The sequence below is a fragment of the Arthrobacter sp. RCC_34 genome, from assembly GCF_041360795.1.
Lineage (GTDB): Bacteria > Actinomycetota > Actinomycetes > Actinomycetales > Micrococcaceae > Arthrobacter_E.
Genome location: NZ_JBFUPW010000002.1, coordinates 129,361 through 154,698, shown reverse-complemented (window position 1 = coordinate 154,698; position 25,338 = coordinate 129,361). Strand labels below are relative to the sequence as shown.

The window sequence follows — 25,338 nt, the reverse complement described above, 5'->3', positions numbered from 1 at the left end:
GAGCTCGCTCCGCTTCACCGCAGGGTGGATCCTTCGTTGATGGTGAAGACGATTTCGGCGGCAGCGGACTTCACTTCGCTCAGTCGGAGCTCTTCTTCATGAGCCCGGGAAGCCAGTCCTTCAGTCCGTGTCGTCCACTCTTGAAGGACCTCGGCCGAGATCTGCGAGAGGATCACACCGATGAGGCCGGCGAGTCCATGTTTGAGCTCTTCGAGGTTGGTGTTGGTGATCAGCAGCCGCCGATCCTCGACGTGCAACTCCACCGCGGGATAACCGGCTTCGCTGAGCCTCTGTCGGACATCATCCCCGCGGAGCAAATAGATTTCCCGGATCTCGGGTCGGCGAGTGAAGACTGCCGGCACCGTGTATCGTGCCGGAGCTTGAGCGGTTCCGAGTTCGGGTGGAAGAGCCGAAGCCAAGACGCCCGTGAGGGCGAGAGGTTCGGTGGGTGTTGTCGTGGTCATGACGGGTTCCGCCGTTTCGTATCGATGCGCTGTCGATTCCACAAAGTGGGTGGCGGCTATGGGTGCGCTCGATCGAGCGCTATTCCTCTGCGAGGTGAGCGCGATCATGCCCGCCCTCGTTGTCCCAGCCTTCCGCCGCGTCTTCATCGTTACGAGGAACCATGGTGGTGTCCTGCTCGGTGAGGTCCGGGGACGTTCTTGGCTGAGTCTTCGGGGGTGCGTCTTCTGGTACTCGGTCGCGACGTCCCGACATACTTTAAGTCTACGCCTCCGAGGAGTCATCGCGCGGGCTCAGCCTCGGTTTCTCACGGATTTCAGTTTTTAGGGAGGAGAATAGGACAGGAGCTGTCGGTACGGCATTCATCGAGGACGACAAGCACTAGGGGATGCCCCTGACGGGTGCGGAGCGGGGACATGATGGCGCTAGACCAGGACCACCCAATCGAAGACTTAGAGCCGAGCGATTCGTGGGCGTTGTTAGCCGCTTCAGAACTGGGTCGGCTGGCCGTCAGCGTGGGGGATGTGCCCGAGATCTTCCCGATCAACTACTTCGTCCATGACCGGACGGTGATCTTCATAACGGCGCAGGGCAGCAAACTCGTGCATTTGACGATCAATCGGAACGTGGCATTGGAAGCTGACGGCTACGACGCCGAGACAGCGTGGAGCGTGATCGTGAAGGGAACCGCCCGAACGATCCAAGATACCGACCATATCGAGGCCGCACGAAGGCTACCCCTGCCATCTTGGATTCCCACGGTGAAGTACCTCTACGTCCAGATCACACCACACACCATCTGCGGCCGTCGCTCCGCTCGAGGACCAGAAACCTGGCAATAAACACCGGACGCTCAGCCAAGCGTCGTCAGCGAGAGAGGGATTGACTCCACTACCACCTGCTGACCCGCCTGGAGCTTCAGGACCTCCCCATCGACTTGAATCGGAATGGTCCGCGAGCTCATGAAACTGAATCTCTGGACGCTTTCTTGCGGGTCCAGGCCGATAGTCACCGCCCGCAGTGCCATAAGTGCGATCCGCCACTTGGCAGCGTGTGGAAGCACCAGCACCTCAAACTTGCCGTCGTCCGGTTCACTGGCCGAGGCGATCTTCCCGTACTTCGCGACGCCGGTGATATTCGCCAGAAGCAGGCTGTCCAGCGTCGCGTACGACCCGTTCTCGCGGATGATTTCAATGGGTGCCAGAGTCCGCAGCACCCGCGCAACAGACACAAGTTCGCTGAATCGGCCTTTGACTCCTCGCTCGATACCGATTGCCATACGTGGGGTCAGGCCGAAACCGATGTAGGAATGCGCCCACCGCGTCCACTGCCCGCCGCCTTCCCCCACGCTGATCCTCAACAGATCGATACGGCGCACTTGACCACGTTCGATTGCGTCGACCAACGGTTCGGTTCGCGTACTTCGACGATGATCGTTGGCGTTCCCTGCCCCCACGACTGCGCATACGGCCCTTCCACCGTTCTCCATGACCCCATTCACCACATCGCTGTACCCGCCGTCCCCGCTTACGGAGATCAGCAAGGGCGTGCCCCTCCCTTGGTCAAGGGCAGCCCGAGACAGGATCCGGGCGTGACCGGCGTAAGCTGTCGGTTCCAAGCGCACTGGAAGATCAGGAACCCGGGTCCTCAAAGCAAGCCGCATTCGTTCGGCCGCCATGGCTGGGGTCTTTCCCGCTGCAGGATTGAAGATCAACACAACCCTGCTGAACGGCGGGCCTCCTTCCGTGCTTGGGTCTCGAGCAGAGGCTGACCCCTCAGGAGCCATGCCGAGTCCGATAAGCACGCATGCGCAGCTGCACGACGCGCGCAACCCCGGCCGCAGCGACGAAGAGGCCCCCACCCACAGCCGCGACAAGCAAGGCCATGCCTAACGCAATAGTGCCGTCCAGTCCAAGGAAAAAGACCCGCACGGGTTGTTGATTCTGAAGGATGATAATGATCATCAAGACCAGCAAAATCAAGCCAATAACTACCGCGACCCACACCAAACCTGCCCGCGTCACTCCGGACTCGGCACGACGAACCTTTGACGGATCTGCTTGTGTCCCCTTCGTCTGAGGGTTGGGCGGCACCACTGCGTCCACGCTCGGCGCAGACGGCGGGTTCTGTTCGAACGCGTCTCGGGGATCTGGATTAGAGACCATCTCGGGCCTCCCTTCTCTCAGGCCGGTCTTCCTCCCAAGTCGGCTCCGAAGCCGACTCAACGGCCCTATGCCAGGCACGTCCCGGCCTCTAACTCCAGGCTACGCCGGCCGGGCCCTGAGAGGTAGAACTGAGTTCTAGGAGTGATGATGGCGCGCGAGGTGCAGAGCCGTGGGCCATTCGAACGTTCGGGTCATTCGCAGGCATCCCGGATTTCCTTTGGGGTGTCTGATGGCTCGGCAGCTCCGAATTCAGCGTCCACAGATTCTTGGGCCGAGGCATCGAGTTCTGATGGTGGTGTCATGAACCATGTGGTCGTCGCCGGAATGTCGGGGACAAGTTCTCGGAACTCGTCCTTATCTGACACACAGGCGAAGCGTTGGGTCGCGTGAGATGGAATGAACGTGTAACCCCATCGTGCGGTGACGATGAGGAGAGGCGGATCTGGACATCGACGTCATGCCACCGTTGAGGTGCGCGGAGGGCTTGGTCGCGTACATCCGCGTAAACCTCCTCGGCGAACGCGCGGTCCCCGAGACGGAGGGCCAAGACGTTGCCAGCTATTTGGTCGAGCAGTTCGGGAGGTGCCACACGTTTGAGGTCGTTGTTTTCGACGGCGGATCCACGGACGACGACGTCTCGGAAGACCCACCTCCCGTGGTGAGTTTGGCAGCTTATGGTACGGCTCGTGCCACGCCGGTTTTTAGATGCTTATCGATGAGCCAATTCGGGAACTTCGGCACGTCGCTGCAGCCCCGTTCGACTCGCCCTGTGACAAGCGCCCGCCTTACCATCGCCCCAAGCCGTCGCGATCACGCGCGGCCCGGCCGGTTTCCGGTCCACCGAACTGCCACGAGAGGGATCCGACATGCCGGAGAGAATTCAGTACGGGCCGGGGAAAGACCAGTGGGGTGACCTCTATCTTCCGGAGGGGACGGCGCGCGGCGTCGTGGTCGCGATCCACGGCGGCTTCTGGCGGGAGCGGCACACGGCGGAGGACACCGTCGACGAGTCCGAGGATCTGGCGGCCCGCGGCTTCGCCGTCCTCAACCTGGAGTACCGCCGCGTCAGTGACTCCGAGGGGGCGGGCGACGGCGGGTGGCCCGCGACGGGTGAAGACATCGTCGCCGGAATCCGCGCCCTGCAGGACACCGCGGTGAGCGGGCTTCCCATCGTGCTGCTGGGCCACTCCGCGGGCGGCCAGCTCGCCGCCTGGGCCGCAGGTCAGGTCGGGGTCGCGGGGGTGGTCAGCCAGGCAGGTCCTCTGGCGCTCACCGAGAGCGCGCGACTCGGCATCGGGGACGGGGCCACCGTGAACTTCCTCGGTGCCACGCCCGAGGAGAACCCCGCGGTGTACGAGCAGGCGGACCCGCTCAAGAACATCCCCTTGAGCGTGCCGCTCATCGCGCTGCACCCGGGCCTCGACAAGATCGTGCCCTTCTCGTTGTCGCAGCAGTACGTCACTGCGGCGCAGGAGGCCGGAGCCGACGCCCGGCTGATCCAGGTCGAAGGCGATCATCTCGCCATCATCCGGCCCGGCTCCGAGGCTTATCAGGTCAGCGTCGACGCGATTCACGCGATCCTCGGCCACCAGCTACGGTGACACCCGGCTGACCCTGTACCCCGCCCCGTCGCCATGCCATGCTGTCCTCATGGAACGCGTGACAGGTATCGGCGGGCACTTCGTGCGATCGGCCGACCCCGAGACTCTGACCGCCTGGTACCGGGACGTCCTCGGACTGGACCTCGACCAGCACGGCCTCTGGCAGCAAGAAGCCGGCCCCACGGTCTTCGCCGCCTTCCCTGCCGACACCGACTATTTCGGATCCCAGACCCAGCAGGTGATGTTCAACTTCCGGGTCAGGGATCTGGACTCCATGCTCGCTCAGCTCCGGGACAAGGACGCGAACGTGGTGGACGACGTACAGGAGATGGAGGGCGTCGGCCGCTTCGCGTGGGTCATCGACCCGGAGGGCAACCGGATCGAGCTGTGGCAAGCCTAGTGAACCGCGTCAAATGACCGACGCCGACTGACTGCCACCGACTGAGCATCACTGCCTGAGCAGCACCGCCAGACCAGCCCGGCCACCGCATCCCGAACAGCCCCCGACGGCGCCGCTCACCTCTGAGGTGAGCGGCGCCGTCGTCGCTCTCAGGGAAGGTGCGGGGGAGTGTGATGAGGACCTCAGGGGCAAAAGATTGCACCAGGCAACTAATGGTGCAAAAATACACTATGTGAGTAATAGTGCAAACATTGAGGGCGGGCTCCGCGAACGCAAGCGCGCGGCGACGCGTCAGGCGATCACCACGGCCGCGCGGTCCCTCACGGCGGCCCACGGCCTGAGCGGTTTCACCGTGGAGGAGGTCTGCGAGCAGGCAGGCATCTCCCGTCGCACGTTCTTCAACTACTTTCACACCAAGGAGGACGCCGTGATCGGCGCCTTCTCGGATGAACTGCCCCATGACGCGCTCGAGACCTTCGCCGCGAACCCCCGGCGTGAAGAGGGAAGGATCTCCGGCACGCTGCTGGAGGCGCTCTTCCGCTTCACCGTCGACGTCGTGACCCGTTCCACCGTCAGCCCGACGGAGATCCGCCAGCTGATCGCGGCCATCGCCGCGGAGCCCCAGCTGCTCGGCCGTCTGACCGCGGAAGGGGAGGCCCGCGAACGCCAGTTCGCGGAGCTCGTCGCCGCCCGCGAGGGCTTGCCGGTGGACCACCCGGAGATCGTCATGGCCGTCGCCATCTTCAGCGCCGTCTGCAAGAAGACCAACCAGACCTTCTTCTCCGAGGACAACACCACTCCGTACCGCGAGCTGCTGGCCCGGAACCTCCGCGCCGCCCGCGCCCTCTTCGACCACTCGTCCGACTCCTTCGACACCCCTTCTTCTGACATCCCCTCTTCTGACACCCCCGAGGACCGCCCATGAGCACCACCACCACGGCAGCGCAACCCCTGCTGCTGACCCAACGAAGAATCTGGATCATCTTCTCGGCCCTGATCGCCGGGATGCTGCTGTCCAGCCTCGACCAGACCATCGTCTCCACCGCGATGCCGACCATCGTCGGCAAGCTCGGAGGCGTCGAGCACCAGGCGTGGATCACCACGGCCTACCTCCTGGCGACCACCATCGTCATGCCGATCTACGGCAAGTTCGGCGACGTCCTCGGCCGCCGCAACCTCTTCCTGGTCGCGATCGGCCTGTTCACCGCGGCGTCCGTCGGCTGCGCGTTCGCCACCGACTTCTGGTCGTTCGTGATCTTCCGCGCCATCCAGGGCCTGGGCGGCGGTGGCCTCATGATCCTCTCGCAGGCGATCATCGCGGACATCGTGCCCGCCAAGGAACGCGGCAAGTACATGGGCCCGCTGGGCGCCATCTTCGGCCTCTCCGCCGTCGCCGGCCCGCTGCTGGGCGGCTTCTTCGTGGACCACCTCACTTGGGAGTGGGCCTTCTACATCAACATCCCGATCGGAATCGCAGCCTTCGCCATCGCCTGGTTCACGCTGACCCTGCCGAACAAGAAGGCCGAGAAGCGCATCGACATCCTGGGTGTGCTGCTGCTCTCGGCCGCCACCGCCTGCCTCATCTTCTTCACCGACTTCGGCGGCAAGAAGGACGAGGGCTGGGACTCACCCACCACGTGGCTGTTCGGCGCGGGGCTTCTCGTGGCCGCCGTCCTGTTCGTGCTCGTGGAACGCAAGGCCGAGGATCCGATCATCCCGTTGAGCCTGTTCAAGAACCGGATCTTCATCAACGCCACGGCCATCGGCTTCACGCTCGGCCTTGGCATGTTCGCGGCCATCGCCTTCGTGCCGACCTTCCTCCAGATGTCCTCCGGCACCTCGGCGGCTGTTTCCGGCCTGCTGATGCTGCCCATGATGGTGGGCCTGATGGGCACCTCGATCTTCTCCGGCATCCGCATCTCCAAGACCGGCAAGTACAAGATGTACCCCATCCTCGGTGCCGCGCTCACGATCGTGGCAATGCTCTGGTTCACCACCCTGACGGCCGCCACCCCGATCTGGGTCATCTGCATCCAGCTGTTCATCTTCGGCGCCGGCCTCGGCCTCATCATGCAGGTGATCGTCCTGGTGGTGCAGAACGCGGTCCCGGCCGAACTGATCGGCACCGCCACCAGCACCAACAACTACTTCCGCGAAGTGGGCGCCTCCCTCGGTGTCGCCGTGTTCGGGTCCCTGTTCACCACCCGTCTCGCCGACTCGCTGACCAAGGCGTTCACCGGTGGCGGCGCCTCGACCGAGCAGGCGTCCCAGGCCACCAAGACGCTGGATCCGCAGACGCTGTCCCAGCTGCCGGCCGCGGTCCGGGACGCGATCGTGAACGCCTACGCCGACTCCCTGGCCCCGGTCTTCTGGTACCTGATCCCGTTCATCGCGGTGGCGCTGCTGCTGGCCATCACGCTCAAGCAGATCCCGCTGTCCGACACGGCCGGCATGGTCGCCCGCGGCGAGGCCGTGGGCGGCGAAGAGGCGGAGCGTCTGGAGGCCGAGCGCCTGAGCGGTGCCCCGGCGTCGGACGCCCCGGTTGTGCTGGTGGAGGCCGATCACGAGAAGGACGACGACGCCGAGCTCGCCTCTCCGCGCAGCTGACGTCCCGCGCGTGACGCGCAGCCCGCGTCCCGGAAGAAGGGTGGGCGCACCTCAGGTGCGGCCACCCTTCCGTGTATCCCGTGGCCGGTGTGCCCCGTTTCGGGACGACCCGCCGTCAGCCCATGGCCGTCAACCCGCGGCCGGAGGGTGCTCAGAGCACGATGGACATCTGCGGGCGGTCTTCTCCGGGGGTGTCCTGTGACGCGAACCCCACGCCGTAGGGAAGCGTCCCCGAGCGGTCCTTCGGGAAGTCGTCGCCGGAGAGCCGCGTGGTGACCTCTCCCACGAGAGCCGGTTCCCGCCGGGTCTCCTTGAGCAGCAGGGGACCGGTCAGCGGATGCGCGTCGTCCTGGTGAGCCCGGGCCTTCTTCCGCTCCTGGTGTCGCTTCTCGACGAAGTCCCGGAACCGCTCCAGATCCTCGCGGACACTTGTCGGCACCAGGCGGAACAGCGAGACGGTGTGTTCCGCCGGCTCGCGGGGATCCCAGATGACGTCCACGGTGATCCTCGTGAGTTCCGGCTCCAGGGAATCGAAGAGCAGCTGACCGTGGCTCTCGAGCCCGTCGCTGCAGTCCCAGCGGATCAACCGGTCGGGGCGCTGCTCCTCGATGGTCGTCTCGATCGTGCGAGGCTTTCCGTCGACCTCGGCCGTGAGGAGGGCGGGCGCCTCGTCTTGCCGCTCGACGGACACCACATGCTTCATGAACTGGGGGAAGAGTTCGAACTCGGCCCACTGCTCGTAGCTGAGCCATAACGGGGCTCTGACGTCGATCTCTTCCTGAATCTGTGCCAACTGCATCATCTCCTTGAGAAGTGTGAAACTGCGCTCCGCCCGGCCGACGAGGGATTCGCCGTGCCATGCCGGGGCGCTTGGGTGAAGGGGTCAGACGGTCAGTGACAGCTCCCGCTCGACGCGCGGAACGCGCAGTTCCTCCGCCATGGAGCGGGAGGTGATGTCGATCCGCAGATGCCGGTGGTGGGCGTCACGGACCGCGGCGAGATAGAACGACCTTCTCTCCAGGCGTGAGCAGGCCGGGGTGGTCTGGCAGAGCATGAACACGATCCGGTCTCCGTGCATCTGGTAGCGGGCGACCCCGATGACCGTGCCATTGCGGTACATCTCGAACTGGGACTGGACGACGTTGTCGACGATGTGCTCGTCCCGGCTGATAAGACGCATGATGTTCTCCTGACTGGTGGTGCGGGAACGGCGGAACCGGATGCCTTGAGGTGGCTGAGCTGGCGCCGCGAGAGGGGTGGCCGGAGATCCGGCGTGGTTCAGTCGCTGCTGTTCCGCAGCTCCGGATGCTCCGCGGTCAGCATCCAGTGGAGCTGTTCGAGAGTTTCGAGGACGTCGTGGAGGAGGTCCGCTGTCGTGGGATCCTCGGAGTCCACCGCGTCGTGCACGGCACGAGCGGTGGCGGTCGCGGCTTGCAGTCGCTCGCCGATTTCCGCCACGACTACGTCGGTGCTCACCAGGCCGGGAGGGGATTCTTTCAGCGTGCTCGTCTCCGTGATGGTGCGCGTTCGTCCGTCGGGCTCAGCGTGCAGAGCCCTCAGGCGTTCGGCCAACCGGTCGGAGAGGAGCCGGGAGGCGGCGACGATTTCGTCGAGTTGCAAATGGAGGTCCCGGAAATTCGGACCCACCACATTCCAATGTGCTTGCTTGCCCTGAATTCCCAGGGCAATAAGGTCGACCAGTACTGCCTGCACATGCCGTGCAAGGTCGGATGATGCCTTCATGCGCTGATCCCTCCCTTGAAGTGCGGGCTGGCGGTTGGAAGGTAACGTAGCTGAAATAACGATAGCTTGACAAGCTAGTAAAAAACAAGGGATCGGCGTAGGCTCGAAACATGGGACACCACGAGAAGGAAACTGACCGAGATCCCCGCCCTCAGGACGAGGGGCATGACGTGGGGAAACAGACCCAGGACCGCGAGAATGGCGGGGCCGCGCCTGACAAGGACCAGGATCGCCGCAACGCGGAAGAGGTTCCGGACGGCTCCGGAACCGATCTGGACGAGCGACACGAGCCGGAAGCGGATCGATTCGACGCCGGCTGAGGCGCACGACCCGGGCGCGGACCCCGAGAGCGCTGTCCGTGACTCATGAACTTTCATGAAGGAGAAATCGTGCCTGACAAGAAGAATCCGTCATTGAAGGACCCGGAACTCTATGAGGAACTCCGTGAGGACGGGGCTTCCAAGAGCAAAGCAGCCAGAATATCCAATGCCGCGGCCAAGAAAGGCCGTAGTGCTGTCGGTCGTAAAGGCGGAAAATCCGGCGACTATGAGGACTGGACGGTCAAGGAGCTCAAATCCAAGGCCAAGGAAATCGGGTTGAAGGGGTATTCGGATCAGCGCAAGTCAGAACTGATCGACGCGCTCCGGAATTCATGAACCTCGCACCTCACTAGCTAGGCGGAACTGACAAGCCGCAACTGATCAGGCGGAACGGCCCCGGGACGGAAATCCCGGGGCAGTTCCTTGCTGTTCACAGGAGGAAACGTCAGCGGCCCTTCTCCAGGTCGTCCTCCTCCTGCACGTCGTCGACGATGGTGTGCACCCGCGGTCCGATGAACGCGACCGTCACGAAGAGGATCGCCAGGACGCCGACCGCGGCCACGGCGCACAGCGTCGCCGCGGTCCTACCGGCTACGACGTCGACCGTGAAGGTCAGCGTGCCGGCCACCAGCAAGGGGAGCAGGACCAGCACGGTCTTGCTCGCGCGATCGGCCAGTCCCACGAGGGACCCGCGCTGATGGCGCCGGAACACCCGGCGATGCACGGCCACCGGCAGGAGCGTGATGATCGTGGTCGCCGCGGCCAGGAGGACGAGCCCCAGATACAGCGCCTTGTCGAACGAGTCGAGGGACGCGAAACGCTGCTGAAAGGGCAGCGTGAAGAGGAAGCCGCCGATGATCTGCGCGGCCGTCTGCGTGACACGGAGCTCCTGGAGGAGCTCATTCCAATGCCGGTCCAGGCGATGGGTCTCCGACTCCCGGCGCTGGTAGTCGTCGTCGCTGTCTTCCAACTCACACCTCCTCTGAGGCCGCAGCCGCGGCCGGTCTCACGGGCTGGGAATGCCGCCGTTCGCGTTGAGCGTCTCGCCCACCACATAGCTGGACTCGGAGGAGGCCAGGAACACGTAGCACGGGGCCATCTCCGCCGGATGCCCTGCCCGGCCGAGCGCCGTGTCCTTGCCGAATTCGGGCAGGCTCTCCTTGAGCTGCCCGCCGCTGATCTGCAGTGCCGTCCAGACCGGGCCGGGCGCCACGGCGTTGACGCGGATGCCCTTCGGCGCCAGCTGCTGCGCCAGGCCCTTGGTGAGATTATTGATCGCGGCCTTCGTCGAGGCGTAGTCCAGCAGATCCGAGGACGGCTTGTACGCCTGGATGGACGTGCTCGCCACGATGCTCGACCCGGGCGGCATGTGGGGCACCGCGGCCTGGATGAGGCGGATCATCGCGAAGACGTTGATCTGGTAGGTCTCCTCGAACTGCTCTTCCTCGATCTCGTTCAGCTGGGCGGTGGCGACCTGCCGGCCGGCGTTGCTGACCAGGATGTCCAGTCCGCCCAGTCCCTCCACCACGTCGGCGACGAGGGCGGCGGGGGCGTCGGGGTCCGTGAGGTCGGCCGGCAGTGTGAGGGCCTTGCGGCCGGCCTTCTCGATGAGTGCGGCGATCCTCGCCGCGTCGTCTTCTTCTTCAGGAAGATAGGAGATGGCGACGTCGGCCCCCTCCCGGGCGAACGCGATGGCGACGGCGGCGCCGATGCCGGAGTCCCCGCCGGTCACGAGGGCTTTACGGCCCTCCAGGCGGCCGAGACCGCGGTAGTAATCGTCCCCCAGATCCGGCTGCGGAGTCATCAGGACCTCGAGACCGGGGGGCTCCTGGTGCTGGATGGGTGGAGTCACCTCCGGGAACAGCGTGACGGGGTCGCGGAACGTGTACTGGTCACTCATGGTTCAACTCCTCCAAGCGGAATGCGGATGATCGTTCGTCGTGTCCTGACGAACGGGGGGACACGGCCGTCCCGGATGGGACGGATGGCGGCGGAACGGGAAAGAATGCCCGCTCACCCTGGCTTGCGGGGCATAGACTTGCAAGCGGGGGCGATGTATCTAGATCGTCTAGTAGTTAGAGAGTGGAAGGGGAATGGTGTTCTATGGCACTGGAACTCATCAACAGAAGCTGGCTTGAAGGAGGCGAGCAGGACCGCGTCCTGTCCGCCCTCCACTTGCTGAGGGAGTTCGTCGTGGTGGAGGCCGAAACCCGGACCAACCTCATGGCGGACCTGAAGATCAAGAGCAACGACCTCTCAGCACTGCGCTTCGTCCTCGACGGCTCGGATGAAGGCGCGGTCAGCCCTCGCGCCCTCGGGCACCACCTCGGCATCACTTCGGCCTCCACCACCGCCCTCGTCAACCGGCTTGAGCATGCGGGGTACCTGCGCCGGGAACCGGACCCCAAGGACCGCAGGGGCCTGGTGCTCCACACCACCCAGGCGGCACGCGTGCTGCTGGAGTCCAGCCTCCAGCGGCAGGTGTCGTCCCTGCTCACTGCGGCCGGATCCTTCAACCCGGACGAACTCGCCGTCGTCGAGGATTTCCTGCAAGCGGTCACTGACGCCCTCCGCTCCTGAGCCTCACACCGTCGGCGGGTCCGTCAGCCGGGGCTGCCCCGGAGGCGGACCGTCGTTCGGCGAGGGGATCGTTCCGTGCCACCCGCCGCTCGCTTGGTGGCGTTGCTCGATGTACTTCTTGAAGTTCGCCAGATCCTGGTGGACGCTGACCTGGTCGAGCTTGAAGAATGAACCGATCGCTTCCACCACGTCCTCCGGGTTCCACAGGATGGTGACGTCCAGCCGGGTGGCGTCCGGGCCGACAGGTTCGAAACGGATCTCGCCGTGGTGCGCGGGACGATCCGTGTCCTGCCACCGGATCACCCGGTCCGGCCTCTGTTCCTGGATCCGCGCGGTGAAGGTCCGCCGGACACCGCCGATCGTGGTCGTGAACCGGACCAGATCGTCCTCGAGCTGCTCCGTCTGAGCGACGTGGTCCATGAACTCTGGGAAGAGTTCGAACTGCGTCCACTGGTCGTACGCGGTCCAGAGGGGGACTTCGACGTCGACGGTCTCGTGAATCTGTGCCATGGTGCTGGCCTCCTGGTGTTCTCTGCGACGGGCGTCTCTGCGAACCGCCCGTCCGGAATGATCTGAGCTCCCGGGCCTTCTAGTCCGACGCTGCCGGGTCGGAACTCCGGCCGTTCTGCTCAGGTGCTCCGGGCACCCTGGTGGCTGTTTCGGCCGCCGCGGACCTTGGCTTCGTGGGGCTGTGCTTCGGCACCCTTGCGTCCTGCTTCGTGGGGATCGGCGCCGTGTTCTGAACCGAACTTGCCGGTGCTGGCCTCGCCACCGCGGCGGGCCTGTTCCTCGGTGTCCTTGCGGTTTCCGAACTGTCCTGGGTTCTTCGTGTCAGCCATGCTGTTCTCCTTTCGAATGACTGTGCCGGTGGCCGCGTACCGCAGCCGTGATTCCAGCCAAACAGGCCCGCGGCGGTCGACGGTAGCCCTGTGGTTCAAGGCGTCGCAGCGGTACACTGTGGGGCCGGTTTTTCACCCCTGCCGGCCGTGCAAGTAGGCCCGCGGCGGCTAGTCACCGAGAGGCCGGTTGGGGGTCGGGTGGGAGAATGCGACCATGAACGAACACCCGGCCTCCCGCGCGACGGCGGCGACGGCGCTCCGCGACCACCTGCTCGGCGCCCTGCACCCAGGTGACGGATCGGCGCCGCTGTTCTCCGCCGTCGTCGTCTTGGTGAGCGATGCGGGGGAGCGGCTCGTGAGCGAAGCCCATGGGCTGACGGCCGACTACGTGGACGAGAGCGGCAGACGCCGAAGCGGAGCGCCGGTCACGGTGGACACGCTGTTCGACCTGGCGTCGATCACGAAGTCATTCGTCACCGCCACGGCACTCGCGGAGTTCAGGGACCGTGGCTACCTGGAGTCCGGGCTGGAAGGCCTGCGCATCCCCGTGAGCGAATGGCTGCCCGAGTACCGGGAACTGCCCGCGGTGACCCTTCTCGACCTCCTGACGCACCGCTCCGGTCTGCCGGGCGAGTGGGGGGACAACGCGCCGGGACCTGACGCCTGGGAACGGTTCCGCACCGTGCTGCCCACCGGTCCCGCCGGAGCCGGTCATGCCTACTCGTGCGTGGGATTCATCTGGCTGGGCCTCTGCCTGGAAGCCATGACGGGCCGACGGCTCGATGAGCTTCTGGGGGAGCGGATCCTGCGCCCGTTGGGCCTCGCGCGCACCGGCTACCGGCCTTCCTCTCGGCTGGAAGGAATCGCGGCGACCGAGATTCAGCCGGGCAGGGGTCTGGTGCACGGTGAAGTCCACGACGAGACGGCCTGGGCCCTCGGCGGGGTGAGCGGCAACGCGGGTCTGTTCGGCACGGCCGGGGACCTTCTGGCCTTCGCCGAGATGCTGCGGATCGGCGGGACCCATGAGGGTGTCGAGGTGCTGAGTCCGAGCGCTGTCGACCTCATGACGACGCCCGTGTCCGGACCGGTCTCCGGAGAGTACGAACAGGCGGTCGGGCTCCGCGTGGGCGAACCGTGGCTCCGCGCATTGGCGCCGACGAGTGCGCGGACTCCGGCCGGTCATGGCGGGTACACGGGAACGGCCTTCGGATTCGTGCCGGAAGGGCGTCGGAGCGCCGTCCTGCTGAGCAACCGGGTGCACCCGCAACGGGGCGCGGACGAGCGGTTCGCCGCTTTCCGTCAGAAGCTCATGGAGCTGGCCGGAGACCTCTGACCATTCGTCAGGCGGTGCCGCTGATGACCGGCATGGCCCGGGAGAAGCCGCCGGATTCCACCAGCTGCACGACGGCGGCGCCCACCCGGGCGCGCGGCGTGAACAGCTCTGCCGGGCCGTGCGGGGTGAGCTTCACCGTGCCGTGATGGGTCCCGCCCGTGAGTTTCAGGACGCGGATGATCGTGTAGTTCACGGGGCTCTCCCGGAGGATCCGCACGTGCTCCGTGCCGTCGGCGATGCGCTTCGGATCCACGACGCCGATCGCGAAGTTGGCGGCACGGTCGAAGAGCGGGATGCGGTCTCCGGGGAGACGGACACCGGTCCCGGTGAGGGAGATGAGGCGGGTCTCCGGCTGCCGGGCGGCGATGATGTCGACGCAGTGCTGGATCGCGACGGACTGCACGTCCGCGCTGGAGCGACGGTTGTGGCCGATCATGCTGACCACGACGTCGGCCCCGTCCAGAAGGGCGGCGACCTCATCCTTGTTCCTCGCGTCGCAGCGCATCTCCTCGAGGTCAGGATGGCTCGGCAGGGTCGATGCGGACCTCACGCCCGCCCGGACCCGGAAACCGGCCTCGAGCAGAGCGGTCACGCACGCCTGGCCGGATCGTCCCTGAGCAGCGAGTACAGCGATCAATGGCTTCATGACCCCAGCGTATCCGGGCGGAAGACGGTCCGGCGGAACGGGTTCCTGAGGCGCACATCCGGGTTCACGTCCCGGAGACGGCTCAGGCCGTCCCCCGGAACGTGGGGGACGGCCTGAGGGGTGGACTTGAGGCGTGTCAGCGGGTCAGGACCCAGGACACCGCGTCGAAGGCGTTCACGGTCCAGAGCAGCTTTTCCCCGTCCTGCGGGGTCGGCCAGCTGGAGAGCTTCGCGGCCACGACGCCGGCGGACCGGTTCACGTACACCATCTGGCCGTGGATGCCGAGGGCCAGCAGGGGATTGGATCCCTCGCGGGGGAACCAGAACCCGTTGCGGTACATGCCGCCCGGCATGAGCGTGGGCTCGGGTGCGTTCGCGAAAGCGTCCCGGCTGTCGGGGCCGCCGGCGAATGTGTCCGCGACCCACCAGGACGGGAGCACCGGAGTGTCGTCGAGCGCGAAGCCGTCGCGCAGGAACAGGTTGCCGAAGCGTGCCAGGTCCCGCAGCCCGGCCGAGACGCCGCCGTCGAACATGCCCTCGCCCGCGCTGTCCACGCCCACATGGGCGCCGAGTTCGGCGCCCATGGGCTGCCAGAGCCGCTCGGACATGAGGTCGGCGGCGTGACGGCCCGTCGCGCCTTCAAGGACGAAACCGAGAGCGTCGGTCTCGCACGACTTGTAGTCGAAGGCGCCGCCGTGGTCGCGGTCCTTGCCCAGGCTCGCCAGGAAGTCCAGGAGGGTGGCCGGGGCGTTCGGGTGCCGGCGAGGAGCCCAGCCGATGGCCTGCTCCAGGAGCCGCACCTCGGCGTCGGGGTCGAGGTACTTCTCAGAGAAACGGACGCCCGTCCGCATATCCATGAGGTGACGGACGGTGGCGCCTTCGTAGCCGGAGCCGGCCAGGGCCGGGACATAGCTGGTGACGAGAGCGTCGGCATCCAGCTCTCCGCTGCCCTGGAGGGATCCCGCCACCGAGGTGGTGAGGGACTTGCTCACGGACATGAGGAGGTGGACGCTGGCCGGCGTCATGGTGTTGAAGTAGCCCTCACCGATGAGGGCGCCATCCTTGGTCACCACCCAGCCGTCGGTGAAGGTGCTCTCCAGGACCTCGGCGAACGTCGCCGTCCTGTCCTCCCACGGATGGGGGACCGGCACGGCGGACAGATCGACCGGGGCCGGAGGCAGAACAGTGGCGCGGACGCCCCGCGGGATGGACCGCACCGGAAGGAACGTGGCGATGTTCTGCATCGACCAGTTGAGGTGCGGAGCCAGCTGCCACTGGTCCAGAGGAGGGGCTGCCGGAGTGCTCGGTTGGCCGGTGCTCATGCCGTAGCTCTCGTCTGCAAACATTCCACCAAGTATGGCATGGGCAATTTAATTGCCTTTCGCGGGAGCGGGCCATTTCACGGGTTCGGAATCCGGAAGCGGGGTGGCGCGGTACATGCTACGGATCGACTCGATGAGGTGACGCGCATGAATGGTCAGGCCGCCATGGGAGCCCTGGAGACGGCCCTTCGTGACCAGGATTCCGAGGTCCGCGCCCTTCCAGCGGTAATCGCCCGGGCCGTAAATCCGCAGGTAGAACGCTTCGGACTCGTTGTTGACCAGGTGCCAGTCCAGCTCGCGGTGCGCGAAGACGAAGCGGCCCTGCCCGTCCAGCACGTACAGACCGGTGGTGGGGGCGGCGTCGATGTGCTCCACGGTCTTGTCCGTGTGTTTGATCACCATGTGGCTCCACTCGTCCTCTGAGGCGAGTTCCTCCCAGCGGGCGTTGATCTCATCGACGTCCAGAGTGAACTCGACGCCTGAGTACTCGAGGAGGTGGAAGACGAAGAGCGGCACGTCGGCATAGGCGCCCGCCGTCACGTTGGTGATGGCCGAGGCGCCACTGATGCGGGGGTTCAGCTCACCCAGGTACACCTCGTCGGTGTCCGTGTCGAGTAGGACGTCCACTTCGAAGAACCCACGGTAGCCCTCCTTGGCGAGACGGTCACCGAGCTTCCGCACGAGTTCCGTGGTGGCATGGCGGGCCTTCTCGGCCAGGACGTCCGGGTACATCTCGTTGCCGGCCCAGCCGCCGCGGTACGGGGTGAGTGCCTTGTGGCCGGTGATCTCGGTCATGCACGGGCCCACGATGGTGCCGTGGTGGGTGATGACGGCCTCGACCGCGATAGGGCGGTTGTTGATCCGCTTCATGATCTTCACCTCCTCACCCCGGAGGTGTTCGGCCACTGCGTCGAACTCCTCTTCCGAGGTGACGAAGTAGGTGGTCTTGCCGGAGTCGCCGTAAGCGGTCTGGATGACCAGGTCCGTGCCGAGCTTCGCCGCCTTGGTCGCCTTCACGACGTCGGCCCAGTTCTCCACCGTCGTCATCACGTTCGGCACGCTGTCCACACCGGCGGATGTGGCGATGCGGGTGGTCTCCATCTTGGAGTCGAGACGCTCGCGCAGCGCGGCCGGCGGAAGGATCAGCTCGTAGCCGAGTTCCTGGCAGATGTGCTCGGTCTCCTCGTTGAAGAAGACCATCACGATCTTGGGGTGGACGCCGGCCGGGGTGCGGTGCTCGATATGCGCGCGGACCTCGTGGTTCGTCAGCAGCCAGTTGTTGATCTCCTCGCCGCTCTGGAATTCGATGTACGGCTTGTCGGCGGGGGTGAACACCCGGGGATGGGTGCCTTCCCAGCTGTCGTAGTAGGTGATGTAGGAGAAACCGCGGACCCAGCGGTCGAGACCGAGGAGATTGAACGCCGACGCGCCCACGAAGAAGATGGGGGATTCGTCCGTCCGGAAGAAGTGCCGGATCTCGGACATGTTGTTCAGGTGGCGTCCGTCGCCCTTGCTCCGGTTGCGGATGCGGGGAGCCGGTTTGCTGGTCCGCGAACGGCGCGGCGCCGGAATGCGCTTGGTGAGCGCGCCTCGCATGCCGGAGGCTTTGGCGGGGCCGGTTTTGACATCCGGTGCGACGACGGCGGCGACCGTGGGTTCGAGGGTCGGCGCGACCGGTTCGAGGGTCGGCGTCGGTTCGGGCGGAACGGCCGTGGCGGCGGCTTTTCTGGTGCGTGGCGACGCGGTGGCTGCGGGGGTGTCCTGCTGGCTGTCTGCTCCGCTGGACGCTGCTTTCCGGACCATGGCGATTCCTTCCCTCCGGGGTACGTAGCGTCATCTTGGCATGTGACCCAGGTCGCACCAAGAATGTTCCACCGGCCTCCGGTTTATGTCGGCGGCCCCGCGATTATTGCGGCTCGGGCGATGGTCCGACGCACCCTTTACCAGTCCCGCAAAGTGGGATAAGTTACTCATGAGTAACATCAATTCCTGTGGAGGGATCATGGCCAAGGCCGAGCTGGACATCAACAATCTGCCGTACGCGGATGGCGACTTCTTCGCCTTCGAACAATTGCTCTCCGACAAGGAGCGCGACCGCCTGACCGAGATCAGGACCTGGCTCGACCGTGAGGTCCGGCCCATCGCCGTGGACTGCTGGAACCGCGGCGAATTCCCCATGGAGCTGATTCCGAAGCTCGCGGAGCTGGACGTGATGAGCCCGGTGCATCGCCAGGGGTATTCGAATCTGTTCGCGGGGATCGTCCACGCTGAGTTCACGCGTGCAGACACGTCCATCGCCACCTTCATGGGAGTCCACGACGGCCTCTTCACCGGCTCGATCGAAGCGCTCGCTTCGGAGGAGCAGAAGGAAGCGTGGCTGCCGGACATCTACGCCATGAAGAAGATCGGCGCCTTCGGGCTGACCGAACCCCTCGGCGGTTCGGACGTGGCCGGTGGCACGCGCACGACCGCGCAGAAGGACGGGGACACGTGGATCCTCAACGGAGCGAAGCGCTGGATCGGCAACGCCACCTTCTCGGACTACGTCGTCATCTACGCCCGTGACGTCGCGGACAACCAGGTCAAGGCGTTCCTCGTGGACACCACGCTGCCGGGCTACCATGCCACGAAGATCGAGAACAAGATCTCGCTGCGCACCGTGCAGAACGCGGACATCGTGCTGGAGAACGTCGTCGTTCCGGACAGCCACAAGCTCGCGGGCGGCAACAGCTTCCGGGACACCAACAAGGTTCTCAAGGTCACCCGCCTGGCGGTCGCCTGGCAGGCGGTGGGGCAGCAGCTCGCCGCGTTCGACGTCGCCCGGCGCTATGCGGTGGAGCGCCACCAGTTCGGCCGCCCGCTGGCCTCGTTCCAGCTCGTGCAGGAACAGCTCGTCAAGATCCTCGGCAACGCCGTGAGCTCCATGGGGATGATGGTCCGGCTGTCGCAGCTCGAGGACGCCGGTGTCGCGAAGGACGAGCAGTCCGCGCTGGCCAAGGCCTTCACCACCGCGCGGATGCGTGAGTCGGTGGCGATCGGCCGCAGCCTCCTGGGCGGCAACGGCATCGTGACGGACTACGAGATCGCCAAGATCTTTGCCGACGCGGAGGCCATCTACTCCTATGAAGGCACCTACGAGATCAACACCCTGGTGACGGGCCGCGCCATCACTGGGATCTCCGCCATCGTCTGAGGCCGGGGCGCTCCCCAGGATTCCAGGCGGTGGCTCGTCCATCGCCGTGGCGATGCACTCCACTGACAGGCCGGTTCCCCTCGCGGGGGACCGGCCTGTGGCATCGGAGGACCGGCCTGTGGCATGAGGAAGCCTCATCCCCACGGGAGAAGGATCGAGGGGCGGAGATCCTGGATGAAACGCAGAGGATCCACGTACTCGTCCTCCTGCCGCACGCCCCAATGGACGCAGACGGAGACGGCGCAGTGTCCCGGACGGAGCGACCCGATGCGCTGGCCCTGGCGCACCGCGTCCCCGGACTTGAGGTCACTCTCGACCGGTTCGAAGCTGCTCTTCAGGCCATGACCATGGTCGATCGTGATGACCGGGCGGTCCACGACCGTGCCGCGGAAGCTGACCACGCCGTCGGCGGGGGAGAGGACGGCGGCGCCGCTCCCCTCTGAGGCTCGGAGGTCAACTCCGCGGTGCCCGCTCAGCCAGGGCTGGTCCGGGGGATCGAACGGTCTGAGCACGTCGTGGCGCAGCGGCCGTCCGGGATGTTCCAGGGGCCACCTCCAGTGTGAGACGGGCCCGACAGCGGTGCCGGGAAATTCTCCCGGGGTGTCGGCCGCGGCGGATGCGGGCAGCGCCGCCAGCAGCGATGCCACCAGAACGCCTGCCCAGACGACGGGGCGTGCGGCGACCCGGCGCCGTCGTGGTGGACGCACTGGTGGCGGACAGCCTCGTGGTCGATCCGTGGTCTTCGTGCTCGTCATGACTCCACTGTCGCCGGGCTCCGGGGGCGGGGAAACGGGGCGGATGACGTATGTGGAGGGGTGGGGCGCGGCGCCCTGTGGAGAGCGGGGCAGGTAGCGCCCGTGTAGTACACTGAGGACTGCAGTCTTCTGTGCCCTGCGCCTGCCCGGCGGAGGTTGCGTCGACTGACTTCGCGTGTCCATCCTCGCAGCCCCCTCAATCCGTTCGCGGAGTGATCGCTGTGGGCTGGGACTGCTCACGGTCCACGATTCCGGTTCGCCGGAAACGCGGCGAGTGGTTCCTGGGGCACCAGGAGCCCGGATCCCAAGTCCGGACTGATAACCGACAAAACACTATGGCAGGGCAAGAGCGGCCACTCGAAAGGCCCTCTCACGAGAATGCGTGACCTGCCGGAAGGAGCGATGGCATGCCCGTCGTAACCATGCGCCAGCTGCTCGACAGCGGTGTCCACTTCGGCCACCAGACCCGCCGTTGGAACCCGAAGATGAAGCGCTTCATCCTCACCGAGCGCAACGGCATCTACATCATCGACCTGCAGCAGGCTCTGTCCTACATCGACCGTGCTTACGAGCACGTCAAGGCCACGGTCGCCCACGGCGGCACCGTGCTCTTCGTCGGCACCAAGAAGCAGGCTCAGGAAGCAATCGCCGAGCAGGCCACCCGCGTGGGCCAGCCCTACGTGAACCAGCGCTGGCTGGGCGGTATGCTCACCAACTTCCAGACCGTCGCCAAGCGCATCCAGCGCATGAAGGAGCTCGAAGAGCTCAACTTCGACGACGTCGCCGGCTCCGGCTACACCAAGAAGGAGCTCCTGCTCCTCAAGCGTGAGCTGACCAAGCTCGAGGCCAACCTCGGCGGTATCCGCAACCTCACCAAGACCCCTTCCCTCCTCTGGGTGGTTGACACCAAGAAGGAGCACCTGGCGGTTGACGAGGCCAAGAAGCTGGGTATCCCGGTCGTCGCCATCCTCGACACCAACTGCGATCCGGATGAGGTCGACTTCCCGATCCCGGGCAACGATGACGCCATCCGCTCCGTGAACCTGCTGACCCGCGTTGTTGCCGACGCCGTCGCCGAGGGTTTGATCGCTCGTAACAACCGCGCAAACGGCACCGCCGAGACTGCTGAAGAGCCCCTGGCCGCCTGGGAGCGCGAGCTCCTGGAAGGCGAGAAGGCTGCTGAGGCTCCCGCTGCTGAAGCTACTGAGGCTCCTGCTGCTGAAGCTACCGAGGCTCCCGCAGCTGAGGCTCCGGCCGCCGAGTAAGTCCCTGACTGCGACCGTTCCGGGCCCCGCCCGGAACGGCTGGTGACAGGATGGCTGCCTCCGGGCGGCCATCCTGTCACGCATGTCATACCCAGATCTTTAGACGCAACAACACATTTGAGGGGTTCCCATGGCGAACTACACTGCTGCTGACATCAAGGCCCTGCGTGAGCGCACCGGCGCCGGCATGATGGACGTCAAGAAGGCTCTTGACGAGGCCAACGGTGATGCCGAGAAGGCCATTGAAATCATCCGTATCAAGGGCCTGAAGGGCGCCACCAAGCGCGAAGGCCGCTCCACCGCCGAGGGCCTCGTCGCCGCCAAGGTCGTGGGCAACGTCGGCTACATGGTCGAGGTCAACTGCGAGACCGACTTCGTCGCCAAGAGCGACAAGTTCATCTCCATCGCCGACAAGGTGCTCGCCGCAGCCGTGGCCGCCAACACCGGTGACCTGGAGACCCTGCTCGCCGCCGACGTCGACGGCAAGCCGCTGTCCGAGGTCGTCGTCGAAGAGGGCGCCGTGCTGGGCGAGAAGGTCGCCGTTCGCCGCGTGGCCCGCGTCGAGGGTGGCACCGTTGACGCCTACCTGCACAAGACCTCCAAGGACCTCCCGGCTCAGGTCGGCGTGCTGTTCGCCGTCTCCGGCACCGGCGAGGCCGCCGAGACCGCCGCTCACGACGTCGCCGTTCACGTGGCCGCCATGGCCCCGAACTACCTGACCCGTGAAGACGTTCCGGCCGAGCTGGTCGACAACGAGCGCCGCATCGCCGAGGAGACCGCCAAGGCCGAGGGCAAGCCCGAGGCTGCGCTGCCGAAGATCGTCGAAGGCCGTGTGACCGGCTTCTTCAAGGGCGAGGTTCTCGTGGACCAGGCGTTCGCCAAGGATGCCAAGAAGTCCGTGGGCGCCGTCCTCGAAGAGGCGGGCGTCCAGGCTGTGGCCGTCGCACGCTTCCGCGTCGGCTCCTAGTCAGACATTCAGAAGGGGTGGCTACTTCGGTAGCCGCCCCTTTTGTGTGCGCACTGACGGGCAGTTTCCGCCCGCCAGGGGAGGGCGCACAGACGGCGCCGCTGGCGCCGGGCTCCGCAACATATAGTGAAGACAGAACCGAGCCAGGGAGGCCCCATGGAAAACACCACCATCGCCAACGATCCGTCGCCGCGCCGCCGTCGAGTGCTGCTGAAGCTCTCCGGTGAGGTCTTCGGTGGAGGCAAGCTGGGCGTGGACCCTGAAACGGTGCGTGGCATCGCCACCCAGATCGCCGAGGCGGTCAGGAACGAGGTGGAAGTGGCCGTCGTGGTGGGCGGTGGCAACTTCTTCCGGGGCGCCGAACTGTCGCAGAGCGGCATGGACCGTTCCCGCGCGGACTACATGGGCATGCTCGGCACGGTCATGAACAGCCTGGCCCTCCAGGACTTCCTGGAGCAGGCCGGCGTCGACACCCGTGTGCAGTCGGCCATCTCCATGGCCCAGGTGGCCGAGGTCTACATCCCGCGCCGTGCCATCCGTCACATGGAGAAGAACCGTGTGGTGATCTTCGGCGCCGGCGCCGGCCTGCCGTACTTCTCCACGGACACCGTGGCGGCCCAGCGCGCGCTGGAGATCCACGCCGACGAGGTCCTGATGGCCAAGAGCGGCGTGGACGGCGTCTACACCGCAGACCCCAAGACCAATCCGGACGCCGAGAAGCTCGACGCCCTCAGCTATGACGAGGCCCTGCGCCGCGACATCCGCGTCATGGACCAGACCGCCATGACCATGTGCAAGGACAACAAGCTCCCCATGCTGGTGTTCGGCATGGAAGGTGAAGGCAACGTCACCCGCGCCATCCTCGGCGAGGACCTCGGCACCCGCGTCACCCCGTAGCACCGTGGCCGCGGCCGCCCCGAACCGTGCGGAAAGCCGGGGGCGGCGGCTGCGGCTAGGATGTTTGTAGTTGTGCCTGGATCTCAGGCACGTTTCACCCATGAGTTCACAGGAGAAACCGTGATCGAAGAGACCCTGCTCGAAGCGGGCGAAAAGATGGACAAGGCCATCGAGGTGGCCAAGGAAGATTTCGCCTCGGTGCGCACGGGTCGCGCGAACCCGGCTCTCTACAGCAAGGTGATCGTGGAGTACTACGGCACTCCCACGCCGCTGCAGCAGCTGGCCTCCTTCGCCGTTCCGGAAGCCCGCACCATTCTCATCACCCCCTACGACAAGACGGCGCTGCGTGACATCGAGAAGGCGCTCAGCGACTCCGAGGTGGGCGCCAACCCGTCCAACGACGGCAACGTCATCCGCGTGGTCCTCCCCGAGCTGACGCAGGAGCGCCGCAAGGAGTACGTCAAGATCGTCAAGGGCAAGGCCGAAGACGCCAAGGTCTCCGTCCGCTCCATCCGCCGCAAGGCCAAGGACACCCTGGACAAGCTCGTCAAGGACGGCGAAGCCGGCGAGGACGACGGCGCCCGTGGCGAGAAGGAGCTCGACGCCCTGACCAAGCAGCACGTCGACGCGATCGACGAGCTGCTGAAGCGCAAGGAAGCTGAGCTCCTCGAAGTCTGATGACTGAGCACGCCGGGCGGCGCCGTCCCCCGCGAACCGCGCGTCCCAACCCCACGCCGAAGGCAGGCCGGGATCTCCCGGCCGCCATCGGCGTGGGTCTCGGGCTGCTCGTCGTGGTGCTGGGCACGCTGTTCTTCCTTCCTCTCGGCTTCGTGGCCGTCGTGACGGGCTTCGCCTGTCTCGGCGTCTGGGAGGTCGCCCGCGCCCTGGAGAGCTACGGCATCCGTGTGACGATCGCGCCCCTCATGCTGGCCTCGGTCGCGCTGCCGTTCGTCTCGTATTTCGGGGGACTCGAAGCCCTGCTCTACGGGGTCGTGGCCGGCGCCTTCGCGATCCTCGTGTGGCGCAGCGCCGAATCCGCCGAAGGGGCCGCTCCCAGCATCTATGCGAGCATCTTCATCCTGGCCTGGGTGCCGTTCTTCATCAGCTTCGCGGTCCTGGCCCTGCACACCGGGGTGGGTCAGGCCAGTATCGGTCTCTGGCCGGGCGGTCAGGCTCCGCAAGGCGTCTTCCAGCTGATGACCATGCTCCTCCTCGTGGTCGCGAATGACACCTTCGGGTACCTGGTGGGGGCATCGCTGGGCAAGCACCCGATGGCGCCGAAGATCAGCCCTAAGAAGTCCTGGGAGGGCTTCGCCGGTTCCGTGGCCGGAGCCGTGCTCATCGGAATCCTGGCCTGCGTGTTCTTCCTCGACAAGCCCTGGTGGCTGGGCGTGGTGCTCGCGATCGGCATGGTCGGCGCCGCCACGGCGGGTGACCTGGCCGAGTCGATGGTCAAGCGGGAGCTGGGCGTCAAGGACATGAGCTCGATCCTTCCCGGCCACGGCGGCGTCATGGACCGGCTGGACTCCGTTCTCTTCGCCGCACCGGTGGCCTTTATCCTGTTCCATGTCTTTGAAAACGCACATTGATGCCGGATGAAGACACCGCATCACGTACTTTCCGTAAGGGGAAATCCATGACAGAAGCGAGCAGCGGCAAGATCCCCGCGACCTTCCGCCGTGTCGAACGCTCCAGCTATGGCTACAGTGTGGCGCAGGTGGACGACTTCATGGAGCGCGGGCGTGCGGTCTTCGAGGACCCCGCGCACGACCGTCCCCTCACCAGCACCGATGTCCGTAAGGTCGCCTTCGATCCGGCACGCGGCGGCTACGAGGCCGCCCAGGTCGATCACGCCCTGGACATCCTGGAGGACGCCCTGGCACGTCGCGAGCGCGACCGCCTGATCTCGAGCGCGGGCGAGGAAGCCTGGCTCGGCGAGGTCGGACGACTGTCCGCCCTGCTGCGCCAGCGTCTCTACCGTCCCGACGGCGAGAAGTTCCGCCATCCGTCCAAGTCCCGGACGCAGGGCTATGCGGTGACCGAGGTCGACGCGCTGTGCAAGGACATCGTGGATTACCTGGAACACGATCACGCGCTGAGCGTCGATGACGTCCGTCGCGCCTCCTTCCCGCCCGCGAAGGGCCAGGACGCCTACGAAGAGGCACAGGTGGACGCCTTCCTCGACCGCGTGGTCGAGCTGATGGCCGCTATCGACTGACGGCGCTTCGCCGCGCTCCTCTGTCG

General features: G+C 65.8%; 30 protein-coding genes. 16 read left to right on the top strand and 14 right to left on the bottom strand.

The annotated features are described in order from the left end of the window. Window positions 1–14: 14 nt before the first annotated feature. Entirely contained in the window at window positions 15–572 is a 558-nt protein-coding gene (locus AB6732_RS09535; RefSeq protein ID WP_370959749.1) for a hypothetical protein, read from the bottom strand. A 306-nt stretch (window positions 573–878) separates the two neighbouring features. On the opposite strand from AB6732_RS09535, the gene AB6732_RS09530 reads away from it, so the two are divergent. Next, a complete protein-coding gene (locus tag AB6732_RS09530) occupies window positions 879–1,304 on the top strand; it encodes a pyridoxamine 5'-phosphate oxidase family protein (RefSeq protein ID WP_370959748.1) in 426 nt (141 codons plus the stop codon). Between the two features lie 11 nt (window positions 1,305–1,315). Here the strand turns inward: AB6732_RS09530 and AB6732_RS09525 are convergent, their stop codons facing one another. Both AB6732_RS09525 and AB6732_RS09520 read right to left on the bottom strand, forming a co-directional pair. Further along, window positions 1,316–2,248 carry a diacylglycerol kinase family protein gene (locus tag AB6732_RS09525; RefSeq protein ID WP_370959747.1) on the bottom strand — a complete coding sequence of 311 codons (933 nt, stop codon included), beginning with the start codon at window positions 2,246–2,248 and terminating at the stop codon, window positions 1,316–1,318. Continuing rightward, the gene (locus AB6732_RS09520; RefSeq protein WP_370960111.1) at window positions 2,238–2,348 is read right to left on the bottom strand and encodes a hypothetical protein; all 111 of its coding nucleotides are present in this window, start codon (window positions 2,346–2,348) and stop codon (window positions 2,238–2,240) included. Before AB6732_RS09520 ends, AB6732_RS09525 begins: the two co-directional genes overlap by 11 nt. 1,145 nt (window positions 2,349–3,493) lie before the next feature. Here AB6732_RS09520 and AB6732_RS09515 point away from each other — a divergent pair. From AB6732_RS09515 to AB6732_RS09500, 4 genes are all read left to right on the top strand, one after another. Continuing rightward, window positions 3,494–4,228 (top strand): S9 family peptidase, encoded by a 735-nt coding sequence (locus AB6732_RS09515; RefSeq protein ID WP_307496388.1) that lies wholly within the window; start codon window positions 3,494–3,496, stop codon window positions 4,226–4,228. A gap of 49 nt (window positions 4,229–4,277) precedes the next feature. Further along, entirely contained in the window at window positions 4,278–4,628 is a 351-nt protein-coding gene (locus AB6732_RS09510; RefSeq protein WP_370959746.1) for a VOC family protein, read from the top strand. A 232-nt stretch (window positions 4,629–4,860) separates the two neighbouring features. Beyond that, complete coding sequence (locus tag AB6732_RS09505) at window positions 4,861–5,553, top strand: TetR/AcrR family transcriptional regulator (RefSeq protein ID WP_370959745.1); 693 nt, start codon at window positions 4,861–4,863, stop codon at window positions 5,551–5,553. Beyond that, the gene (locus AB6732_RS09500; RefSeq protein ID WP_370959744.1) at window positions 5,550–7,235 is read left to right on the top strand and encodes an MDR family MFS transporter; all 1,686 of its coding nucleotides are present in this window, start codon (window positions 5,550–5,552) and stop codon (window positions 7,233–7,235) included. Before AB6732_RS09505 ends, AB6732_RS09500 begins: the two co-directional genes overlap by 4 nt. Before the next feature lie 151 nt (window positions 7,236–7,386). Here AB6732_RS09500 and AB6732_RS09495 read toward each other — a convergent pair whose 3' ends face one another. The 3 genes from AB6732_RS09495 to AB6732_RS09485 form a co-directional block, all read right to left on the bottom strand. Beyond that, window positions 7,387–8,028 carry an SRPBCC family protein gene (locus AB6732_RS09495; protein WP_370959743.1) on the bottom strand — a complete coding sequence of 214 codons (642 nt, stop codon included), beginning with the start codon at window positions 8,026–8,028 and terminating at the stop codon, window positions 7,387–7,389. 90 nt (window positions 8,029–8,118) lie between these two features. Beyond that, entirely contained in the window at window positions 8,119–8,415 is a 297-nt protein-coding gene (locus tag AB6732_RS09490; protein WP_370959742.1) for a hypothetical protein, read from the bottom strand. A 98-nt stretch (window positions 8,416–8,513) separates the two neighbouring features. Next, a complete protein-coding gene (locus tag AB6732_RS09485) occupies window positions 8,514–8,978 on the bottom strand; it encodes a Dps family protein (RefSeq protein WP_370959741.1) in 465 nt (154 codons plus the stop codon). A 170-nt stretch (window positions 8,979–9,148) separates the two neighbouring features. On the opposite strand from AB6732_RS09485, the gene AB6732_RS09480 reads away from it, so the two are divergent. Together AB6732_RS09480 and AB6732_RS09475 are read left to right on the top strand one after the other, a co-directional pair. Beyond that, window positions 9,149–9,298 (top strand): hypothetical protein, encoded by a 150-nt coding sequence (locus AB6732_RS09480; RefSeq protein WP_370959740.1) that lies wholly within the window; start codon window positions 9,149–9,151, stop codon window positions 9,296–9,298. 69 nt (window positions 9,299–9,367) lie between these two features. Then, the gene (locus AB6732_RS09475; RefSeq protein ID WP_370959739.1) at window positions 9,368–9,634 is read left to right on the top strand and encodes a Rho termination factor N-terminal domain-containing protein; all 267 of its coding nucleotides are present in this window, start codon (window positions 9,368–9,370) and stop codon (window positions 9,632–9,634) included. Between the two features lie 109 nt (window positions 9,635–9,743). Here AB6732_RS09475 and AB6732_RS09470 read toward each other — a convergent pair whose 3' ends face one another. Together AB6732_RS09470 and AB6732_RS09465 are read right to left on the bottom strand one after the other, a co-directional pair. Then, complete coding sequence (locus AB6732_RS09470) at window positions 9,744–10,268, bottom strand: DUF6328 family protein (RefSeq protein ID WP_370959738.1); 525 nt, start codon at window positions 10,266–10,268, stop codon at window positions 9,744–9,746. 36 nt (window positions 10,269–10,304) lie between these two features. Beyond that, window positions 10,305–11,198: an SDR family oxidoreductase gene (locus tag AB6732_RS09465; protein ID WP_370959737.1), complete on the bottom strand. Its 894-nt coding sequence runs from the start codon at window positions 11,196–11,198 to the stop codon at window positions 10,305–10,307. Window positions 11,199–11,401: 203 nt separating this feature from the next. Here AB6732_RS09465 and AB6732_RS09460 point away from each other — a divergent pair, with 203 nt between their 5' ends. After that, window positions 11,402–11,878 carry a MarR family winged helix-turn-helix transcriptional regulator gene (locus tag AB6732_RS09460; RefSeq protein ID WP_370959736.1) on the top strand — a complete coding sequence of 159 codons (477 nt, stop codon included), beginning with the start codon at window positions 11,402–11,404 and terminating at the stop codon, window positions 11,876–11,878. A gap of 3 nt (window positions 11,879–11,881) precedes the next feature. On the opposite strand, the gene AB6732_RS09455 is transcribed toward AB6732_RS09460, so the two are convergent. Both AB6732_RS09455 and AB6732_RS09450 read right to left on the bottom strand, forming a co-directional pair. Further along, window positions 11,882–12,388 carry an SRPBCC family protein gene (locus AB6732_RS09455; RefSeq protein ID WP_370959735.1) on the bottom strand — a complete coding sequence of 169 codons (507 nt, stop codon included), beginning with the start codon at window positions 12,386–12,388 and terminating at the stop codon, window positions 11,882–11,884. A 119-nt stretch (window positions 12,389–12,507) separates the two neighbouring features. Beyond that, complete coding sequence (locus AB6732_RS09450) at window positions 12,508–12,717, bottom strand: stress protein (RefSeq protein ID WP_370959734.1); 210 nt, start codon at window positions 12,715–12,717, stop codon at window positions 12,508–12,510. 214 nt (window positions 12,718–12,931) lie between these two features. Between AB6732_RS09450 and AB6732_RS09445 the strand changes: the two genes are divergently transcribed. Then, window positions 12,932–14,050 carry a serine hydrolase domain-containing protein gene (locus tag AB6732_RS09445; protein WP_370959733.1) on the top strand — a complete coding sequence of 373 codons (1,119 nt, stop codon included), beginning with the start codon at window positions 12,932–12,934 and terminating at the stop codon, window positions 14,048–14,050. Window positions 14,051–14,057: 7 nt separating this feature from the next. Here AB6732_RS09445 and AB6732_RS09440 read toward each other — a convergent pair whose 3' ends face one another. From AB6732_RS09440 to AB6732_RS09430, 3 genes are all read right to left on the bottom strand, one after another. Continuing rightward, window positions 14,058–14,696 (bottom strand): NAD(P)-dependent oxidoreductase, encoded by a 639-nt coding sequence (locus AB6732_RS09440; protein WP_370959732.1) that lies wholly within the window; start codon window positions 14,694–14,696, stop codon window positions 14,058–14,060. A gap of 136 nt (window positions 14,697–14,832) precedes the next feature. Then, the gene (locus AB6732_RS09435; RefSeq protein ID WP_370959731.1) at window positions 14,833–16,041 is read right to left on the bottom strand and encodes a serine hydrolase domain-containing protein; all 1,209 of its coding nucleotides are present in this window, start codon (window positions 16,039–16,041) and stop codon (window positions 14,833–14,835) included. Window positions 16,042–16,065: 24 nt separating this feature from the next. Continuing rightward, window positions 16,066–17,820 carry a biotin carboxylase gene (locus tag AB6732_RS09430; RefSeq protein WP_370959730.1) on the bottom strand — a complete coding sequence of 585 codons (1,755 nt, stop codon included), beginning with the start codon at window positions 17,818–17,820 and terminating at the stop codon, window positions 16,066–16,068. A 199-nt stretch (window positions 17,821–18,019) separates the two neighbouring features. On the opposite strand from AB6732_RS09430, the gene AB6732_RS09425 reads away from it, so the two are divergent. Further along, window positions 18,020–19,210: an acyl-CoA dehydrogenase family protein gene (locus AB6732_RS09425; protein ID WP_370960110.1), complete on the top strand. Its 1,191-nt coding sequence runs from the start codon at window positions 18,020–18,022 to the stop codon at window positions 19,208–19,210. Window positions 19,211–19,344: 134 nt separating this feature from the next. Here AB6732_RS09425 and AB6732_RS09420 read toward each other — a convergent pair whose 3' ends face one another. Beyond that, window positions 19,345–19,857, bottom strand: a complete 513-nt coding sequence (locus AB6732_RS09420) for a M23 family metallopeptidase (protein ID WP_370959729.1) — start codon at window positions 19,855–19,857, stop codon at window positions 19,345–19,347. A gap of 515 nt (window positions 19,858–20,372) precedes the next feature. On the opposite strand from AB6732_RS09420, the gene rpsB reads away from it, so the two are divergent. The 6 genes from rpsB to AB6732_RS09390 all read left to right on the top strand — a co-directional run bounded on the left by rpsB (window position 20,373) and on the right by AB6732_RS09390 (window position 25,312). After that, complete coding sequence (rpsB, locus tag AB6732_RS09415) at window positions 20,373–21,230, top strand: 30S ribosomal protein S2 (protein WP_370959728.1); 858 nt, start codon at window positions 20,373–20,375, stop codon at window positions 21,228–21,230. A gap of 130 nt (window positions 21,231–21,360) precedes the next feature. Continuing rightward, the gene (gene tsf, locus AB6732_RS09410) at window positions 21,361–22,197 is read left to right on the top strand and encodes a translation elongation factor Ts (RefSeq protein ID WP_370959727.1); all 837 of its coding nucleotides are present in this window, start codon (window positions 21,361–21,363) and stop codon (window positions 22,195–22,197) included. A gap of 156 nt (window positions 22,198–22,353) precedes the next feature. Further along, window positions 22,354–23,094, top strand: a complete 741-nt coding sequence (gene pyrH / locus AB6732_RS09405; RefSeq protein ID WP_370959726.1) for a UMP kinase — start codon at window positions 22,354–22,356, stop codon at window positions 23,092–23,094. Window positions 23,095–23,214: 120 nt separating this feature from the next. Beyond that, window positions 23,215–23,772, top strand: coding sequence for a ribosome recycling factor (frr, locus tag AB6732_RS09400; protein ID WP_066215217.1), 558 nt, complete (start codon window positions 23,215–23,217; stop codon window positions 23,770–23,772). Further along, window positions 23,772–24,683, top strand: a complete 912-nt coding sequence (locus AB6732_RS09395) for a phosphatidate cytidylyltransferase (RefSeq protein ID WP_107002054.1) — start codon at window positions 23,772–23,774, stop codon at window positions 24,681–24,683. Before frr ends, AB6732_RS09395 begins: the two co-directional genes overlap by 1 nt. A gap of 47 nt (window positions 24,684–24,730) precedes the next feature. After that, window positions 24,731–25,312, top strand: a complete 582-nt coding sequence (locus tag AB6732_RS09390; RefSeq protein WP_370959725.1) for a DivIVA domain-containing protein — start codon at window positions 24,731–24,733, stop codon at window positions 25,310–25,312. Window positions 25,313–25,338: the final 26 nt, after the last annotated feature.

Coding starts and splice junctions, on each gene's coding strand:
- AB6732_RS09535 (WP_370959749.1), bottom strand. CDS start 572: ATGATCGCGCTCACCTCGCAGAGGAATAGCGCTCGATCGAGCGCACCC.
- AB6732_RS09530 (WP_370959748.1), top strand. CDS start 879: ATGATGGCGCTAGACCAGGACCACCCAATCGAAGACTTAGAGCCGAGC.
- AB6732_RS09525 (WP_370959747.1), bottom strand. CDS start 2,248: ATGGCTCCTGAGGGGTCAGCCTCTGCTCGAGACCCAAGCACGGAAGGA.
- AB6732_RS09520 (WP_370960111.1), bottom strand. CDS start 2,348: ATGGCCTTGCTTGTCGCGGCTGTGGGTGGGGGCCTCTTCGTCGCTGCG.
- AB6732_RS09515 (WP_307496388.1), top strand. CDS start 3,494: ATGCCGGAGAGAATTCAGTACGGGCCGGGGAAAGACCAGTGGGGTGAC.
- AB6732_RS09510 (WP_370959746.1), top strand. CDS start 4,278: ATGGAACGCGTGACAGGTATCGGCGGGCACTTCGTGCGATCGGCCGAC.
- AB6732_RS09500 (WP_370959744.1), top strand. CDS start 5,550: ATGAGCACCACCACCACGGCAGCGCAACCCCTGCTGCTGACCCAACGA.
- AB6732_RS09490 (WP_370959742.1), bottom strand. CDS start 8,415: ATGCGTCTTATCAGCCGGGACGAGCACATCGTCGACAACGTCGTCCAG.
- AB6732_RS09485 (WP_370959741.1), bottom strand. CDS start 8,978: ATGAAGGCATCATCCGACCTTGCACGGCATGTGCAGGCAGTACTGGTC.
- AB6732_RS09465 (WP_370959737.1), bottom strand. CDS start 11,198: ATGAGTGACCAGTACACGTTCCGCGACCCCGTCACGCTGTTCCCGGAG.
- AB6732_RS09460 (WP_370959736.1), top strand. CDS start 11,402: ATGGCACTGGAACTCATCAACAGAAGCTGGCTTGAAGGAGGCGAGCAG.
- AB6732_RS09455 (WP_370959735.1), bottom strand. CDS start 12,388: ATGGCACAGATTCACGAGACCGTCGACGTCGAAGTCCCCCTCTGGACC.
- AB6732_RS09450 (WP_370959734.1), bottom strand. CDS start 12,717: ATGGCTGACACGAAGAACCCAGGACAGTTCGGAAACCGCAAGGACACC.
- AB6732_RS09445 (WP_370959733.1), top strand. CDS start 12,932: ATGAACGAACACCCGGCCTCCCGCGCGACGGCGGCGACGGCGCTCCGC.
- AB6732_RS09440 (WP_370959732.1), bottom strand. CDS start 14,696: ATGAAGCCATTGATCGCTGTACTCGCTGCTCAGGGACGATCCGGCCAG.
- AB6732_RS09435 (WP_370959731.1), bottom strand. CDS start 16,041: ATGTTTGCAGACGAGAGCTACGGCATGAGCACCGGCCAACCGAGCACT.
- AB6732_RS09430 (WP_370959730.1), bottom strand. CDS start 17,820: ATGGTCCGGAAAGCAGCGTCCAGCGGAGCAGACAGCCAGCAGGACACC.
- AB6732_RS09425 (WP_370960110.1), top strand. CDS start 18,020: ATGGCCAAGGCCGAGCTGGACATCAACAATCTGCCGTACGCGGATGGC.
- rpsB (WP_370959728.1), top strand. CDS start 20,373: ATGCCCGTCGTAACCATGCGCCAGCTGCTCGACAGCGGTGTCCACTTC.
- tsf (WP_370959727.1), top strand. CDS start 21,361: ATGGCGAACTACACTGCTGCTGACATCAAGGCCCTGCGTGAGCGCACC.
- pyrH (WP_370959726.1), top strand. CDS start 22,354: ATGGAAAACACCACCATCGCCAACGATCCGTCGCCGCGCCGCCGTCGA.
- AB6732_RS09395 (WP_107002054.1), top strand. CDS start 23,772: ATGACTGAGCACGCCGGGCGGCGCCGTCCCCCGCGAACCGCGCGTCCC.
- AB6732_RS09390 (WP_370959725.1), top strand. CDS start 24,731: ATGACAGAAGCGAGCAGCGGCAAGATCCCCGCGACCTTCCGCCGTGTC.